The organism is Streptomyces sp. GQ60 (assembly GCF_059758875.1).
Map to the genome: position 1 here is coordinate 15,691 of NZ_JCAXEG010000012.1, position 14,860 is coordinate 30,550.

Consider the following 14,860-nt stretch of genomic DNA (forward strand, 5'->3'; position numbering starts at 1 on the left):
CCATGAGCCGACTTGCCCAGACCGCCGGCCTGACGGACGACCAGAGGGACATCCTCAAGACCGTCCGGGAGTTCGTCGACAAGGAGATCATCCCGGTCGCGACCGAGCTGGAACACCGGGACGAGTACCCGCAGCAGATCGTCGACGGCCTCAAGGAGCTCGGCCTCTTCGGCCTGATGATCCCGGAGGAGTACGGCGGCCTGGGTGAGTCGCTGCTCACCTACGCGCTGTGCGTCGAGGAGATCGCGCGCGGCTGGATGTCCGTCTCGGGCATCATCAACACGCACTTCATCGTCGCGTACATGCTCAAGCAGCACGGCACGCAGGAGCAGCGGGAGTACTTCCTTCCGCGGATGGCGCTGGGCGAGGTGCGCGGCGCGTTCTCGATGTCCGAGCCGGGGCTCGGCTCCGATGTGTCGGCCATCACCTCGAAGGCGGTGAAGGACGGCGACGAGTACGTCCTGAACGGCCAGAAGATGTGGCTGACGAACGGCGGCACGTCCACGCTGGTGGCCGTTCTGGTGCGCAGTGACGAAGGACACCCGGAGGGCACCGCCCCCCACAAGTCGATGACGACCTTCCTCGTGGAGAAGGAGGCCGGCTTCGGTGAGGTCCGGCCCGGCCTGACCATCCCGGGCAAGATCGACAAGATGGGCTACAAGGGCGTCGACACGACCGAGCTCATCATGGACGGACTGCGCATTCCGGCCAATCGGGTCCTGGGCGGGGAGACCGGCCGAGGGTTTTACCAAATGATGGACGGGGTCGAGGTCGGCCGCGTCAACGTGGCGGCCCGTGGTTGCGGCGTCGCGCAGCGTGCGTTCGAGCTGGGTGTCTCGTATGCCCAGCAACGTCACACTTTCGGCAAGGCCATCGCCGAGCACCAGGCGATCCAGTTCAAGCTGGCCGAGATGGCTACCAAGGTCGAAGCCGCCCATGCGATGATGGTCAATGCAGCACGCAAAAAGGACTCCGGGGAACGAAACGACCTCGAAGCAGGGATGGCGAAGTACCTCGCCTCCGAGTACTGCAAGGAGGTGGTGGAGGACGCGTTCCGTATCCACGGTGGCTACGGCTTCTCGAAGGAGTACGAGATCGAGCGCCTCTACCGCGAGGCACCCATGCTGCTCATCGGCGAAGGTACCGCCGAGATCCAGAAAATGATCATCGGGCGACGCCTGCTCGAGGAGTACCGGCTCCAGGGCTGAAAGTCCCTTTTGCGGTAAATCATCCAGTGGTTTTCCGCAAAAGAGTCACTAGCAGTCACTGGCTCCCGGGCATCGACTCGGCTTCTGGCTTGCCCAGTTGTTGCGTGCAACCGATAGCATTCCAGTAAAGCCGCCGTCCCGTCCCCCCGTTTGCGGCGCGGCATCACCCGCTACGAAGGTCATCCATGCCCCACAGCCAAACCTCTGCACCTCGCGTCGGCCTCCTCGGTGGACGCCTCGCGCGCGGAGCATCGCCGTGGCTTCTGCCGACCGTCGCCACCGCCGCCATCAGCCTCGCCCGGGCCCGCAAGTCCGGTCGCTGGGCGGCAGTGGCCGTGCCCACCACCGCGCTCGCGGCGGGCATGCTGTGGTTCTTCCGCGATCCCGAGCGTGAGATCACGCAGGGCCGGGTCATCTCGCCCGCCGACGGTGTGGTGCAGAGCATCATGCCGTGGAAGGACGGGCGGACCCGCGTCGCGATCTTCATGAGCCCGCTGAACGTCCACGTCAACCGCGCGCCCCTCGCGGGCACGGTGACGTCCGTGGAACACGTCCCCGGTGGATTCGTTCCGGCGTTCAACAAGGAGAGCGAGAACAACGAGCGCGTCGTCTGGCACTTCGACACCGAACTCGGCGACATCGAGATGGTGCAGATCGCCGGCGCCGTCGCCCGTCGCATCGTCCCGTACCTGCCGGCCGGCACCAAGGTGGAGCAGGGCGAACGCATCGGTCTGATCCGCTTCGGCTCCCGCGTCGACATCTACCTCCCCGAGGGCGTCGAGGTCGCGGTCGAGGTCGGACAGGCCACCACCGCGGGGGTGACCCGAATTGACCGTGACTGAACCCGAAACGCCGGCGAACCTGTCGACGCCCGCCTCGGGCTGGGTGCCCGAGGCCGCCGAGGAGGAGTCCGCCGAGGACGACATGCCGCTGTCGCTGCGGCTGTCGATAGCGGACACCCTGACCCTCGGCAACGCGACCTGCGGATTCATGGCGGTGTATTTCACCACCACCGGGATCCTCATCCCGCACCTCACCGGCAGCGGCGAGTCGGGCATGGCCCGCAGCAGCGCGGCCACGGCCGTGATACTGATGCTGCTCGCCGCGGTCTTCGACCTCTTCGACGGCATCGTGGCCCGCAAGCTGCGCAGCTCGCCGATGGGCGCGGAGCTGGACAACCTGTCCGACCTGATCAGCTTCGGCCTGGCTCCGGCGTACTTCGTGCTCGTCTACGGCATGGTCGCCGATGACGCGGTGCAGAAGATGTCGGCGCTGGCGGCGATCGTGGTCCTGCTGGCGGTGGTGCTGCGCCTCGCGAGATTCAGCTGCGTGGCGATGAAGGACGGCATGTTCCAGGGCATGCCGAGCCCCTTCGGCGCGCTGACGGTCGTCTCGATCGTGCTGCTGGAGCTGCCGTTCATCCCGACCCTGCTGGCGATCGTCGGCGTGGCCTGGCTGATGGTGAGCCGGGTCGAGTACCCCAAGCCGCGGGGTGTCCTCGCGGTGGCGATGCTGAGCTGGATCGTCGCGGCGATGGGTCTGCTGGCCGCGTGGGCGTTCGACGCGCCGGGCGGCGGACTGCTGCTCCAGACCGGCTGCGCCCTGCAGATCGCTCTGGCGGCGACGATCCCGCTGTTCGCGACGACCCGTCGCGCGAACACGTTCCGCCACAACCGCCGCGAGGCGCGGGCCACCCAGGCCCCGTAGCCCCGGCTACCCGCGTACGAGAGGGCCCCCGGCCGCCACCAGGCAGCCGGGGGCCCTTCCGCGTCCCCGGGGCCCGCACAATCCAGCCCCGCCGGCGTTTGAGGCGCGGGGTCCGGGGCGGAGCCCCGGGGAACGGTGGAAGGGCGGGTAGGGGACCTGGCCCGCGCAGCGGGGATCGGGCGCCGGGGGCCAGGAGAAGGCGCGGCCCGCGCATAGGCTTGGTGTCGGAAAACCGCCAGCCCGGGGACCGGCCGGCCGGGAGGATGGAGCCATGTACACCGACACGGAGCGTTGCGTCCGGGCCGTCCAGTCGAAGGACGCCCGCTTCGACGGCTGGTTCTTCACCGCCGTGAGGACCACCGGCATCTACTGCCGCCCGAGCTGCCCCGCCGTACCGCCCAAGGTCGAGAACATGACCTTCCTGCCCAGCGCCGCCGCCTGCCAGCAGAACGGGTACCGCGCCTGCAAGCGGTGCCGCCCCGACACCTCCCCCGGCTCCCCCGAGTGGAACGCCCGCGCCGACGCCGTCGCCCGCGCGATGCGCCTCATCCAGGACGGCGTGGTCGACCGCGAGGGCGTCCCCGGGCTGGCCGCCCGGCTCGGGTACTCCTCCCGGCAGGTGGAGCGCCAGCTGGGCGCCGAGCTCGGCGCGGGACCCCTCGCCCTCGCCCGGGCGCAGCGCGCGCAGACCGCCCGGCTGCTGATCGAAACCTCGGCGCTCCCGATGGGCGACGTCGCCTTCGCCGCCGGGTTCTCCTCGATCCGGACCTTCAACGACACCGTCCGCGAGGTCTTCGCCCTGGCCCCGAGCGAGCTCCGGACCCGGGCGGCCGGCCGGGGTGCGGGCCGGGGAACCGGGCCGGCCCGAGTGCCCGGCACCATCAGCCTGCGGCTCCCCTTCCGCGCCCCGCTCACCCCCGACAACCTCTTCGGCCACCTCGCCGCGACCGCCGTCCCCGGGGTCGAGGAGTGGCGAGCGGGCGCCTACCGCCGCACGCTCCGGCTCCCGTACGGCACCGGAGTCGTCGCCCTCACCCCGCGGCCCGACCACATCGGCTGCCGGCTCGCCCTCACCGATCTGCGCGACCTGACCATCGCCATCAGCCGCTGCCGGCGGCTCCTGGACCTCGACGCGGATCCCGAGGCCGTCGACGAGCAGCTCCGCGCCGACCCGCTGCTGGCCCCGCTCGTGGCCAAGGCCCCCGGCCGCCGGGTGCCGCGCACCGTCGACGCGGAGGAGTTCGCCGTACGGGCGGTCCTCGGCCAGCAGGTGTCCACCGCGGCGGCCCGCACGCACGCGGCCCGCCTGGTGCAGGCCCTCGGCGAGCCGGTGGCCGACCCCGATCCCGAGGGCGGGCTGACCCACCTGTTCCCCACCCCGCAGGCCCTGGCCGGGCTGGACCCGGAGTCCCTGGCGCTGCCGCGCAGCCGGCGGACCACCTTCACCACGCTCGTCTCGGCCCTCGCCGACGGCTCGCTCCCGCTCGGCATCGACAGCGACTGGGAGGCGGCCCGCGCGCGGCTGGGCGCGCTGCCCGGCTTCGGTCCGTGGACCACCGAGATCATCGCGATGCGGGCCCTGGGCGACCCGGACGCCTTCATCCCGGCCGACCTGGGGATCCGACGGGCCGCGAAGGGGCTCGGGCTGCCCTCGACACCCGCGGCGCTGACGGCCCGCGCGGCGCACTGGCGGCCCTGGCGCGCGTACGCCGTGCAGTACCTGTGGGCCACCGAGGACCACGCGATCAACGTCCTGCCCGCCTGACCTCCCCCGCCCGACGTCCGAGGAGCACGAACCACCATGAGCAGCAGCACGAGCAGCACGCGCACCACCAAGCAGCACACCGTCGTGGACAGCCCCTACGGCCCGCTCACCCTCGTCGCCGCCGACGGGGTCCTCTGCGGGCTCTACATGACCGGGCAGCGCCACCGCCCGGCCGAGGAGGCCTTCGGGGAGCGGGTAGCGGCCGGTGAAGCCCCCTTCCCGGAGGTGGTGCGGCAACTGGCCGCGTACTTCGCCGGTGAGCTGACCGCGTTCGACCTGCCGGTCCGGCTGGAGGGCACCGAGTTCCAGCGCAGCGTGTGGGAGCAGCTCGTACGCATCCCCTACGGGCAGACCTGGTCCTACGGGGAGCTGGCCGCCAAGCTCGGCAAGCCCAACGCCTCGCGCGCGGTGGGGCTGGCCAACGGCAAGAACCCGGTCGGCATCATCGTCCCGTGCCACCGCGTCATCGGGGCGTCCGGCTCCATGACCGGCTACGGCGGCGGCATCGACCGCAAGGTGCGCCTGCTGGCCTTCGAGTCCGGGGCCGAGCAGCTCTGACCGGCCCGCGGCGCGATCGCTTCGAGGTCGGCGACCGTGCCGGACATGACGGCACGGATGTGCTCGGTGAGGTGCTCCACCGGCCAGTCCCACCAGGCGAGGGCGAGCAGGCGGGCGATGTCCTCGCCGGTGTGGCGGGTACGGATGAGGGTGGCGGGGTTGCCGCCGACGATCCCGTAGTCGGGGACGTCGTCCACGACCACGGCGCCGGCGGCGATGATCGCGCCGTGCCCGATGCGCACCCCGGGCATGACCATGGCGTTGTAGCCGAACCAGACGTCGTTGCCCACGACGGTGTCGCCCCGGCCCGGCAGGCCGGCGAGCAGGTCGAAGTGCTCGGCCCAGGACCCGCCCATGATGGGGAAGGGGAAGGTGGAGGGGCCGTCCATACGGTGGTTGGCGCCGTTCATGACGAACCGGACGCCGGTGCCGAGCGCGCAGAACTTCCCGATGACCAGCTTCTCCGGCCCGTAGTGGTAGAGCACGTTGCGGGTCTCGAAGGCGGTGGGATCGTCCGGGTCGTCGTAGTAGGAGTACTCCCCCACCTCGATCAGCGGCGAGGTCACCAGCGGCTTCAGCAGGACCACGCGCGGCTGGTCGGGAAACGGATGGAGCACCGTCGGGTCCGCGGGGAGGGCGTTCACGGCTACATGACCACCAGGGGGACCAGCAGCGCGAAGGCGGCGCCCGCCTCGACCGCGTAGCCGTAGAGGGACGGGTGCTGGACGGGGGCCGCGAGCAGGACCACGCTCTGCTGGGCGGCGGCCGCTCCCACCCAGTCGGCGTCGGCGCCGAGGCCGCCCTGGTACCAGCCCTCGCAGGAGCCGGGGCCGGTGACGGCGAGGACGTCGTCCTCGCGGCGGTAGAAGGCCTGCCAGCCCTCGGCCGGCACGGACCAGGCCTCGAAGTCGGTGAACTGGGCCCAGCCGCCGTCACGGATCGCGGTGTCGAACATCCAGACCGGCACCCCGTCGGGAGTGACCTCGCCGCTCTCCTGCTGGTCGGTGGTGAAGTGGACCATGGGCAGGGCGTCGGGCCCGTCGGCAGTACTGGGCCAGGCGTACATCGTGATCATCTGCTGAATTCTGTCCTGCTCGGTGTAGGCGCGGAATAACGAGCGGAGCGGTCTACGAGGCCTGCGGCCGGCGGCCGTTCTCGAGCTCGGCGGCGCCCTCGCCGGACCGCAGCACCCGGTGCGCCTCTTCGATGCGCAGGCCCAGCGCTCCGGGCAGGTACTCCGTCAGTTCGGCGGGCTCCACCAGCCGCCACGAGATCAGTTCCTCCTCCTGGAGCCTGACGGAGGCGAGCTGCGCGGCGTCGAGCACGCCGCCGTCGTAGAGGTACGCGACGAGCGGGGGCCGGCCCGGGCCGAGCGTCCAGTCGACGGCGAGCAGCCGGCCGAGCGGTACGTCGATGCCGATCTCCTCTGCGCTCTCGCGGCGGGCGGCCGCCCGCGGGGACTCGCCGGTGTCCGATTCGATGGTGCCGCCCGGAAGGGCCCAGCCCTCCCGGTAGTTGGGCTCGACGAGGAGCACCCGCCCCTCACCGTCCCGGAAGAGCGCGGCGGCGCCGGCCAGCACCCGGGGCAGGCTCGCGATGTAGGTGGCGTAGTCATCCGTGGTGGTCACTGCGCCACCCTACCGAGCCGCCCCGGGCCCGCGGTGATCACGCTTCCGGGGCGGGGCCTCCGCCGGAGCCCTCCTCGCGGTCGCGGTTCCTCGACTCCGCCACGCGGCGCAGGCGGGGGTGGCGGGCCGGGCCCCGTTCGGTGATGGCGTCGCCGACCATGGCCTTGACCGCGTCCCGGAGTCCGTGCAGGGCGTGGTGGCGGACGGGTCCCGCGCCCGGGTCCTCGCGCAGCTCCTTCACCAGGGCCCAGCACAGGACCAGCATCACGACCACGAAGGGCAGCGCGACCAGGATGGTGGCCGTCTGGAGGGACTTCAGGCCGCCCGCGACGAGGAGGACGGCGGCCACGGAGGCCATCAGCACGCCCCAGGTGACCACGAGCCAGGTCGGCGGGTGCAGGGAGCCCCGGCTGGTGAGGGAGCCCATGACGAGGGAGGCGGAGTCGGCGCTGGTGACGAAGTACGTCATCACCAGGGCCATCGCGATCCACGAGGTGAGCGTGCCCAGCGGGAGCGCGTCGAGCATCGCGAAGAGCGAGGCCTCGGTGCCCTCCTCGGCCTTGGCGGCCATGTCGGCGACGCCGGTGGAGTCGAGGCGGATGGCGGTGCCGCCCATGACGCAGAACCAGACGACGGTGGCACCGCTGGGCACCAGGAGCACGCCGATGAGGAACTCGCGGATGGTGCGGCCGCGCGAGATGCGGGCGATGAAGGTGCCGACGAAGGGCGCCCAGGAGAGCCACCACGCCCAGTAGAAGATCGTCCACGCGCCGAGCCACTCGCTGTCGGTGAAGGCGCCGGTGCGGGTGGCCATCGGAAGCAGTTCGTGCAGGTAGCTGCCGACGCTCGCCGGGATCACGTCGAGGATGTAGACGGTCGGGCCGAGGACGAAGACGAAGAGCATCAGGGCCGCGGCCAGCACGATGTTGATCGTGCTGAGCCATTTGACGCCCTTGTGCAGGCCGGAGAAGGCGGAGAGGACGAAGGCCGCGGACAGGGATCCGATGATGATCAGCTCGACCGTGGTCGAGTCCTCGATCCCCGTCGTGATGTTGAGCCCCTTGGCCACCTGGAGGGCGCCGAGGCCGAGGCTGGTGGCGGTGCCGAAGACGGTCGCGAAGACGGCGAGCAGGTCGATGGCCTTGCCGGGCCGGCCGTCGGCCCGCTCCTGGCCCATGAGGGGGACGAAGGCGGAGCTGAGGCGGTTGCCGCGGCCCTTGCGGAAGGTCGCGTAGGCGAGGGCGAGGCCGGCGATGCCGTAGATCGCCCAGGGGGTGAGGGTCCAGTGGAAGAAGGAGTAGTCGAGCGAGGCGCGGGCGGCGTCGCCGGTGCCGGGGGCCGCGCCGGACGCCGGGGGCGGGTTCAGGTAGTGGGTGAGCGGCTCGCCCACCCCGTAGAACATCAGCCCGATCCCCATGCCCGCGCTGAACATCATCGCGATCCACGCGAGGTTCGTGAACTCCGGCTCCGAGTCGTCCTTGCCGAGGCGGATCCGGCCGAAGCGGCTGATCGCGAGCACGACGCACATGACGAGGAACACGTCCGCGGCGATCACGAAGAGCCACGCGAAGTTGCTCAGCACCCAGGCCAGCGCGCTGCTCGACGCCGAATCGAAGGAACTCTTCCCCAGGGCCGCCCAGGCGACCACGGCCAGGACGGAGATCACTCCGATGACGACGACGGTGTGGTCGGGAGTGCCGTCGCTGCCTCCCTCGGGGCCTTCGGACCTGCCGCCTGGGGAATCCGGACGTGGCTGTTCCAGTGAATCCGCGCTCATGCGGCCACACTATGCAGGCCTATATCCCCCTTTAGGGGCATGCCGCGCCGGGTGTGGCCCAGGCCACGCATGGGCATAGGAGGATCCTCCGGATAGGCTCATGGATGGCGCGACTGCACTGTTCGATAGCAAGGGATTAGCAAGGTGACGGACGGAGCAGTAACTGAGACCGCGCGCGTGCTCATCGCCGCGGACAAATTCAAGGGCTCGCTCACGGCCGTTCAGGTCGCGGAGCGGGTGACGGCCGGCCTTCGCAGGGCCGTACCGGGCGTGGAGATCGAGACCCTCCCCGTCGCGGACGGCGGTGACGGTACGGTCGCGGCCGCCGTGGCGGCCGGTTTCGAACGCCGGGAGGTACGGGTCACCGGACCGCTCGGTGACCAGGTCACGGCCGCTTTCGCGCTGCGCGAGGGCACCGCGGTGGTCGAGATGGCGGAGGCCTCCGGGCTCCAGCTGCTGCCGGCGGGTGTCTTCGCCCCGCTGACGGCGACCACCTACGGCTCCGGCGAACTGCTGAAGGCCGCACTCGACGCGGGAGCGCGCTCGATCGTCTTCGGCGTGGGCGGCAGCGCCACCACCGACGGCGGCGCGGGCATGCTGGCCGCGCTGGGCGCGGTGTTCCTGGATGCGAACGGTGAACCCGTCGGTCCGGGCGGCGGCGCGCTGGCCGGTCTGGCCTCGGCCGACCTGTCGGGCATCGACCCCCGCATCAAGGAGGTCGACTTCGTCCTGGCGAGCGACGTGGACAACCCGCTGACGGGTCCGAAGGGCGCTCCGGCGGTCTACGGCCCGCAGAAGGGGGCGTCGCCCGAGGACGTGGCGACGCTGGACGCGGCGCTGGCGCACTTCGCGGTGGTCCTGGAGAAGTCGATCGGCTCCCTGGCCGCCGAGGCGGCGGTTTCGCCCGGCGCGGGCGGAGCGGGCGGCATCGGCTACGGAGCGCTGCTGCTCGGCGCGTCGTTCCGTCCCGGCATCGAGCTGATGCTCGAGGTGCTCGGCTTCGCGCCGGCGCTGGAGCGGGCCACGCTGGTCATCACGGGCGAGGGTTCGCTGGACGAGCAGACCCTCCACGGCAAGGCTCCGGCCGGCGTCGCCGCGGCGGCCCGTGCGGCGGGCAAGCCCGTCGTGGCGGTCTGCGGCCGCCTGCTGCTCACGCAGGAGGCCCTCCAGGCCGCCGGCATCCAGCGGGCCTACCCGCTCACGGACCTCGAGCCGGACCCGGCGGTGAGCATCCCGAACGCGGGGCCGCTGCTGGAGCGGGTGGCGGAGAGCATCGCGGCCGACGTCCTCTGACGAGGCGTCCGCCCCGTCCGGCGGCCCGGATCCCCTGACGGGGGTCCGGGCCGCCGGCGCGTGCGGGGCCCGGAGTGATGTCCCCTACCCGCCCTTCCGCCGTTCCCCGGGCTGCGCCCGGACCGCTTCCGGGGCCGCCCCGGACCCCGGTCCTCGAACGCCGGACGGCTGGAAATTCCGGCCCCGGAGCCCCCGGCCCCGGACACCCTGGAAAGCCTCAGACGCCGGACGGGCTGGAAGTGGCGCGGGCCGCCGTGAGGAGCCGGGCGGTGGTGACGATCCGGGCGAATCCTCCGCCCTGGAGGTTGACCGCGGTGGCGGTGGCGAGCTGGTCGGCCGTCAGCCGGGCTGCGTCCGGGCCGGCTTCGGCGGCCAGGTCGAAGGTGTGCGTGGCGTCGAGCGGCACGAGGACGTCGTAGCCCAGGTTCCCGGCCATCCGGGCCGTGGTCTCGACGCACATGTTCGTCTGGATGCCGGCGACGACGAGCTGTCCGACGCCCTGGACGGTGAGCCAGTCCGCGAGGTCCGGGGTGCCGTAGAAGGAGGAGTTGACGGACTTGGTGACGTGCAGGGCGGCCCCGCCGGCCCGCTCGGCGACGAAGTCCTTGAAGGCGTAACCGGGCTGGTCCGGCGCGAGGACGGAGCCGGCGGTGCGGGAAGCGTGCTGCACGAGCACGACCGGGCGGCCGGTCTCCTGCCAGGCGTCCATCAACGCGGCGATGTTCCCCTCGGCGGCCGGGTTGTTGCGCGGCCCCCAGAAGTCGGGGTCGTCGAAGCCCTGCTGGACATCGATGACCAGCAGCGCGCTGTTCGCGGCGATCTCGATGTCGGTCGTGGCCGGGGTCGTGGTCTCGGCCGGGGTCGCGCTCTCGTTCGTCATGCCCTCATCCTGGGCGGCCCGTCCCCCTCGAACCAGTACCGCCCGGTCCCCGAACCGATGGGATCCCGCCAACGTGGCAGTCCGGGCCCGGCTTGGTTCCCGGCTTGGTTCGGAGTCCGGCCCAGCCGCAGGTCGGAGGCCTCGCGGCGGCATCTGCCGGAGGCTCGGCCCTCCCCTTCGGCCGTGGCTCCGTGGCAGACTCACGGCCATGCACCGCGTCGCGATCGTCGCCCAGCCCGGCATCCGCGCTTTCGACCTGGCCGTCATCACCGAGGTCTGGGGGTACGACCGCGGCCATCTGGGGGTGCCTGCCTTCGAGCTGCGCCGGTGCGCCCTCGACCCCGGCCCGATCCCGCTCCCCGGCGGGCTGTCCCTGGCCCCCGACCGCGGGATCGACTGGCTCGCCGGCGCCGACCTCGTCGTGGTCCCCGCGCTGGACCGGCCCTCCGACCGGACGCCCGAGCTGGTCCTCGCCGCCCTGCGGGACGCCCACGCCCGGGGCATCCCGGTGGCCGCCCTGTGCGCCGGTGCCTTCATCCTCGCCGAGGCCGGTCTGCTGGCGGGGCGCCGGGCCGTGACCCACTGGTCGCTGGCCCCCGCGCTGGCCGGCCGGTACCCCGCCGTGCGCGTCGAGGAGGCCCCGCTCTACGTCGGGGACGAGGGGCTGTGGACCTCCGCCGGGGTCGCCTCCGGCATCGACCTCTGCCTGCACCTGGTCCGCGAGGCGCACGGCTCCGAGGCGGCGGCCGCCATCGCCCGCTCGATGGTGACCGGCCCGTTCCGCACCGGCGAGCACGCCCAGTACCTGGACCGCCCGACCCCGGTCGGCGACCGGACCGCCGAAGCGCTGGCCGTCGTACGGGAGCGGGCGCTCGGGCGGCTGCACGAGGCGCTGGACGTGGCCACCCTGGCCCGGTGGGCCGGGATGTCCCCGCGTTCCTTCGCCCGGCACTTCGCCGCGTCGACCGGCACCACCCCCCACAAGTGGCTCCTGCGCCACCGGTTGGACGAAGCCCGCAAACTGCTGGAGCGCACCGATCATCCGGTCACCGAGGTGGCCCGCCGGGCCGGATTCGCCAGCGAGGTCACCTTCCGCCAGCACTTCACCTCGTACGTCGGCACGAGCCCCCGGGCTTACCGTGCGGCCGCTACCGCACCAGGAGCCCCGGGGCCTCCCCTAAACCCCGCGGACAGTGTTAGAAATGGCTCATGACCGGACGTTTTGGCCGAGCCAGGGGCTCTGAGGGAGCGCCCGAGGACAGGCCCCCGCCCGAGGACGGGTCCCCACCCGGAATCGGGCCCGGACACTCCCGGCTGTTCGCGCACCTCTCGCTCGGCGCCCGGAGCGTTGCCGGCCAGGTCTTCGCCCTCCAGGCCGTCCTCGTACTGGTGCTGATCACTGCCGCCGCCACGGCCCTGTTCTTCCAGGCCCGGTACGACAGCCAGCGCGACGCCCGCAACCGATCCCTCGCCGCCGCCGAGGCCTTCGCGCACGCCCCCGGCCTGCCGGCGGCCCTGGAGTCCGCCGATCCCACCGCCGAGCTCCAGCCGCTGGCCGAGGGCGCCCGCCGGGCCTCCGGCCTCGATTTCATCGCCGTCATGACCACCGACGGGATCCGGTACACCGACTCCATCCCGGATCTCATCGGTCAGCGCGCCACCGGCGACCTCTCCCGCGCCGCGGCCGGGCAGTCCTTCACCGAGACGTTCGAGGGGAAGCCGAGCGACGTGGTCCGCGCCGTGGTCCCCGTACGGGACTCCGCGGGCGCGGTGGTCGGCCTGGTCGCCACCGGCATCGAGGTCGAGAACGTCGGCGACGTGGTCGAGGGCCAGCTGCCCCTGCTCCTCGGCGCGGCCACCGGCGCCCTGCTCCTCGGCACCGGCGGCGCGGCCCTCGTCAGCCGCCGGCTGCGACGCCAGACCCGGGGCCTCGGCGAGGCCGAGATGACCCGGATGAACGAACACCACGAAGCGGTTCTGCACGCCGTCCGCGAGGGCGTCCTGATCATCGACGCCGAAGGACGGCTGCTGCTCGCCAACGACGAGGCCCGCCGCCTCCTCGACCTGCCCGCCGACGCCGAGCAGCGGCACGTGGGCGAGCTCGGCCTCGATCCGCCCACGGCCGCGCTGCTGGTCTCCGGGCGGGTCGCCACCGACGAGGTCCACCGGTCGGGCGACCGGCTCCTCGCCGTGAACGTACGCCCGACCAAGCCCTACGGGGGCCGCCCGTCCGGCACCGTGACCACCCTGCGCGACTCCACGGAGCTCGCCGCGCTCTCCGGCCGGGCCGCGGTCGCCCGTGACCGCCTCCAGCTGCTCTACGACGCCGGCGTGCGCATCGGGACCACCCTGGACGTGGTGCGCACCGCCGAGGAGCTCTCCGAGGTCGCGGTCCCCCGGTTCGCCGACTTCGTCACCGTCGAGCTGCTGGAGCCGGTGCTGCGCGGCGAGGAGCCCGGCGGCAGCGCGCACACCGAGATGCGCCGGGCCGCCATCAGCGGGATCCGCGTCGACTCCCCGCTCCAGCCGGTGGGCGACGTCATCCGCTTCGTGGTGCCGACCGCGCCGATGGCGGCGGCCCTGGACGCCGGGCGGGCGGTCCTCGCGGCCGATCTGAACCGCGCCTTCGGCTGGCGGGCCCAGGACCACGACGGCACCCGGGTGGCCCTGGACTACGGGCTGCACTCGCTGATCTCCGTGCCGCTCCAGGCCCGCGGGGTGGTCCTCGGCATGGCCAACTTCTGGCGGGCCGACACGCCCGAGCCCTTCGACGAGGAGGACCTGTCCTTCGCCGAGGAGCTGGCGGCGCGGGCCGCGGTCTCCATCGACAACGCCCGCCGCTTCACCCGCGAGCACGCGGTGGCGGTGACCCTCCAGCGCAGCCTGCTGCCGCGGGTGCTGCCCGACCTGAGCGCCGTGGACGTCGCCTTCCGGTACCTGCCCGCGAAGGCGGGAGTGGGCGGGGACTGGTTCGACGTGATCCCGCTCGCCGGGTCCCGGGTCGCGCTGGTCGTCGGCGACGTGGTGGGGCACGGGGTGCACGCCGCCGCCACCATGGGCCGGCTGCGGACCGCCGTGCACAACTTCTCCACGCTCGACATGCCGCCCGACGAGCTGCTGGGCCACCTCGACGAGCTGATCGACCGGATCGACCAGGACGAGTCCGCGGCCGAGGAGGGCTCCGGGGAGGGCGAGTCCTCGGGCGTCACCGGCGCCACCTGCCTCTACGCGGTGTACGACCCGGTGTCCGGTCACTGCGCCATGGCCAGCGCCGGCCACCCCGGCCCGGCGCTGGTCGGGCCCGACGGCCGGGTGAAGTACCCCGAGCTGCCGATCGGGCTGCCGCTGGGCGTCGGCGGGATGCCCTTCGAAGCCGTGGAGCTGCGGCTGCCCGAGGCGAGCCGGCTCGTGCTGTTCACCGACGGGCTGCTGGAGGACCGCGACCGGGACTTCGACACCGGCCTCGGACTGCTGACCGAGGCCCTGTCCCGGGCGGACCGCAGCCCCGACCAGGCCTGCTCCGACGTACTGGCAGCACTGCTGTTCCCGGCGCCGAGCGATGACATCGCCCTGCTCATCGCCGACACCCGGCGGCTGCCCGCCGAGCAGATCGCGGAGTGGGAGGTGCTCCCGGACCCCGCGGACGTGTCCCGGGTCCGCCGCGCGGGCTCCGCGCAGCTCACCGCGTGGGGCCTGGGGGACGTCACCTTCACCGCCGAGCTCATCCTCAGCGAGCTGATCACCAACGCCATCCGCTACGGGACCCCGCCGATCCGGGTGCGCCTGCTCCGCGACCGCACCCTGATCTGCGAGATCTCCGACGGCAGCAGCACCTCACCGCACCTGCGGTACGCGGCCACGACCGACGAGGGCGGGCGCGGCCTGTTCCTCGTGGCCCAGTACGCGGAGCGCTGGGGCACCCGCTACACGGACCGCGGCAAGGTGATCTGGGCGGAACTCCCCCTGACGGGCGCGGCGGAGCCGGCGCCCCCGGCCCTGGTGGACCTGCAGGCCCTGGAGGACCTGGCCTGGTAGCGGAGGGCC

Annotated in this window: 13 protein-coding genes; 8 read left to right on the forward strand and 5 right to left on the reverse strand. The window is 72.6% G+C overall.

The features are described 5' to 3' along the window. Positions 1–2 precede the first annotated feature (2 nt). The 5 genes from AC6CKD_RS26495 to AC6CKD_RS26515 all read left to right on the forward strand — a co-directional run bounded on the left by AC6CKD_RS26495 (position 3) and on the right by AC6CKD_RS26515 (position 5,238). Positions 3–1,208, forward strand: a complete 1,206-nt coding sequence (locus AC6CKD_RS26495) for an acyl-CoA dehydrogenase family protein (protein WP_327303412.1) — start codon at positions 3–5, stop codon at positions 1,206–1,208. Between the two features lie 185 nt (positions 1,209–1,393). Continuing rightward, positions 1,394–2,050 carry a phosphatidylserine decarboxylase gene (locus AC6CKD_RS26500; RefSeq protein ID WP_498330523.1) on the forward strand — a complete coding sequence of 219 codons (657 nt, stop codon included), beginning with the start codon at positions 1,394–1,396 and terminating at the stop codon, positions 2,048–2,050. A 43-nt stretch (positions 2,051–2,093) separates the two neighbouring features. Then, a complete protein-coding gene (gene pssA / locus AC6CKD_RS26505; RefSeq protein WP_498330780.1) occupies positions 2,094–2,915 on the forward strand; it encodes a CDP-diacylglycerol--serine O-phosphatidyltransferase in 822 nt (273 codons plus the stop codon). A gap of 271 nt (positions 2,916–3,186) precedes the next feature. Next, entirely contained in the window at positions 3,187–4,680 is a 1,494-nt protein-coding gene (locus AC6CKD_RS26510; RefSeq protein ID WP_498330525.1) for an AlkA N-terminal domain-containing protein, read from the forward strand. 36 nt (positions 4,681–4,716) lie between these two features. Next, complete coding sequence (locus AC6CKD_RS26515) at positions 4,717–5,238, forward strand: methylated-DNA--[protein]-cysteine S-methyltransferase (RefSeq protein ID WP_498330526.1); 522 nt, start codon at positions 4,717–4,719, stop codon at positions 5,236–5,238. Here the strand turns inward: AC6CKD_RS26515 and AC6CKD_RS26520 are convergent. From AC6CKD_RS26520 to AC6CKD_RS26535, 4 genes are read right to left on the reverse strand one after another with little or no spacing between them, the layout of a single operon-like run. Next, entirely contained in the window at positions 5,172–5,882 is a 711-nt protein-coding gene (locus AC6CKD_RS26520; protein ID WP_498330528.1) for a CatB-related O-acetyltransferase, read from the reverse strand. The genes AC6CKD_RS26515 and AC6CKD_RS26520 overlap by 67 nt on opposite strands. Before the next feature lie 2 nt (positions 5,883–5,884). Beyond that, a complete protein-coding gene (locus AC6CKD_RS26525) occupies positions 5,885–6,313 on the reverse strand; it encodes a hypothetical protein (RefSeq protein ID WP_498330530.1) in 429 nt (142 codons plus the stop codon). A 52-nt stretch (positions 6,314–6,365) separates the two neighbouring features. Then, a complete protein-coding gene (locus AC6CKD_RS26530; protein WP_498330532.1) occupies positions 6,366–6,866 on the reverse strand; it encodes an NUDIX domain-containing protein in 501 nt (166 codons plus the stop codon). Positions 6,867–6,903: 37 nt separating this feature from the next. Next, complete coding sequence (locus AC6CKD_RS26535; RefSeq protein WP_498330534.1) at positions 6,904–8,643, reverse strand: BCCT family transporter; 1,740 nt, start codon at positions 8,641–8,643, stop codon at positions 6,904–6,906. A gap of 144 nt (positions 8,644–8,787) precedes the next feature. On the opposite strand from AC6CKD_RS26535, the gene AC6CKD_RS26540 reads away from it, so the two are divergent. Next, a complete protein-coding gene (locus tag AC6CKD_RS26540; RefSeq protein ID WP_498330536.1) occupies positions 8,788–9,936 on the forward strand; it encodes a glycerate kinase in 1,149 nt (382 codons plus the stop codon). 217 nt (positions 9,937–10,153) lie between these two features. Here the strand turns inward: AC6CKD_RS26540 and AC6CKD_RS26545 are convergent, their stop codons facing one another. Next, a complete protein-coding gene (locus AC6CKD_RS26545) occupies positions 10,154–10,816 on the reverse strand; it encodes a cysteine hydrolase family protein (protein WP_498330538.1) in 663 nt (220 codons plus the stop codon). Between the two features lie 208 nt (positions 10,817–11,024). Between AC6CKD_RS26545 and AC6CKD_RS26550 the strand changes: the two genes are divergently transcribed. Beyond that, positions 11,025–12,029 carry a GlxA family transcriptional regulator gene (locus AC6CKD_RS26550; RefSeq protein WP_498330540.1) on the forward strand — a complete coding sequence of 335 codons (1,005 nt, stop codon included), beginning with the start codon at positions 11,025–11,027 and terminating at the stop codon, positions 12,027–12,029. Continuing rightward, on the forward strand, positions 12,026–14,851 hold the full coding sequence (locus AC6CKD_RS26555) for a SpoIIE family protein phosphatase (RefSeq protein ID WP_498330542.1): 2,826 nt from the start codon (positions 12,026–12,028) through the stop codon (positions 14,849–14,851). Before AC6CKD_RS26550 ends, AC6CKD_RS26555 begins: the two co-directional genes overlap by 4 nt. The last annotated feature ends 9 nt before the right edge of the window (positions 14,852–14,860 follow it).

What these genes read in the sequence shown, in the direction of transcription:
- AC6CKD_RS26545 (WP_498330538.1), bottom strand. Translation starts at nt 10,816, where the DNA reads ATGACGAACGAGAGCGCGACCCCGGCCGAGACCACGACCCCGGCCACG.
- AC6CKD_RS26500 (WP_498330523.1), top strand. Translation starts at nt 1,394, where the DNA reads ATGCCCCACAGCCAAACCTCTGCACCTCGCGTCGGCCTCCTCGGTGGA.
- AC6CKD_RS26550 (WP_498330540.1), top strand. Translation starts at nt 11,025, where the DNA reads ATGCACCGCGTCGCGATCGTCGCCCAGCCCGGCATCCGCGCTTTCGAC.
- AC6CKD_RS26525 (WP_498330530.1), bottom strand. Translation starts at nt 6,313, where the DNA reads ATGATCACGATGTACGCCTGGCCCAGTACTGCCGACGGGCCCGACGCC.
- AC6CKD_RS26510 (WP_498330525.1), top strand. Translation starts at nt 3,187, where the DNA reads ATGTACACCGACACGGAGCGTTGCGTCCGGGCCGTCCAGTCGAAGGAC.
- AC6CKD_RS26555 (WP_498330542.1), top strand. Translation starts at nt 12,026, where the DNA reads ATGACCGGACGTTTTGGCCGAGCCAGGGGCTCTGAGGGAGCGCCCGAG.
- AC6CKD_RS26495 (WP_327303412.1), top strand. Translation starts at nt 3, where the DNA reads ATGAGCCGACTTGCCCAGACCGCCGGCCTGACGGACGACCAGAGGGAC.
- AC6CKD_RS26515 (WP_498330526.1), top strand. Translation starts at nt 4,717, where the DNA reads ATGAGCAGCAGCACGAGCAGCACGCGCACCACCAAGCAGCACACCGTC.
- AC6CKD_RS26535 (WP_498330534.1), bottom strand. Translation starts at nt 8,643, where the DNA reads ATGAGCGCGGATTCACTGGAACAGCCACGTCCGGATTCCCCAGGCGGC.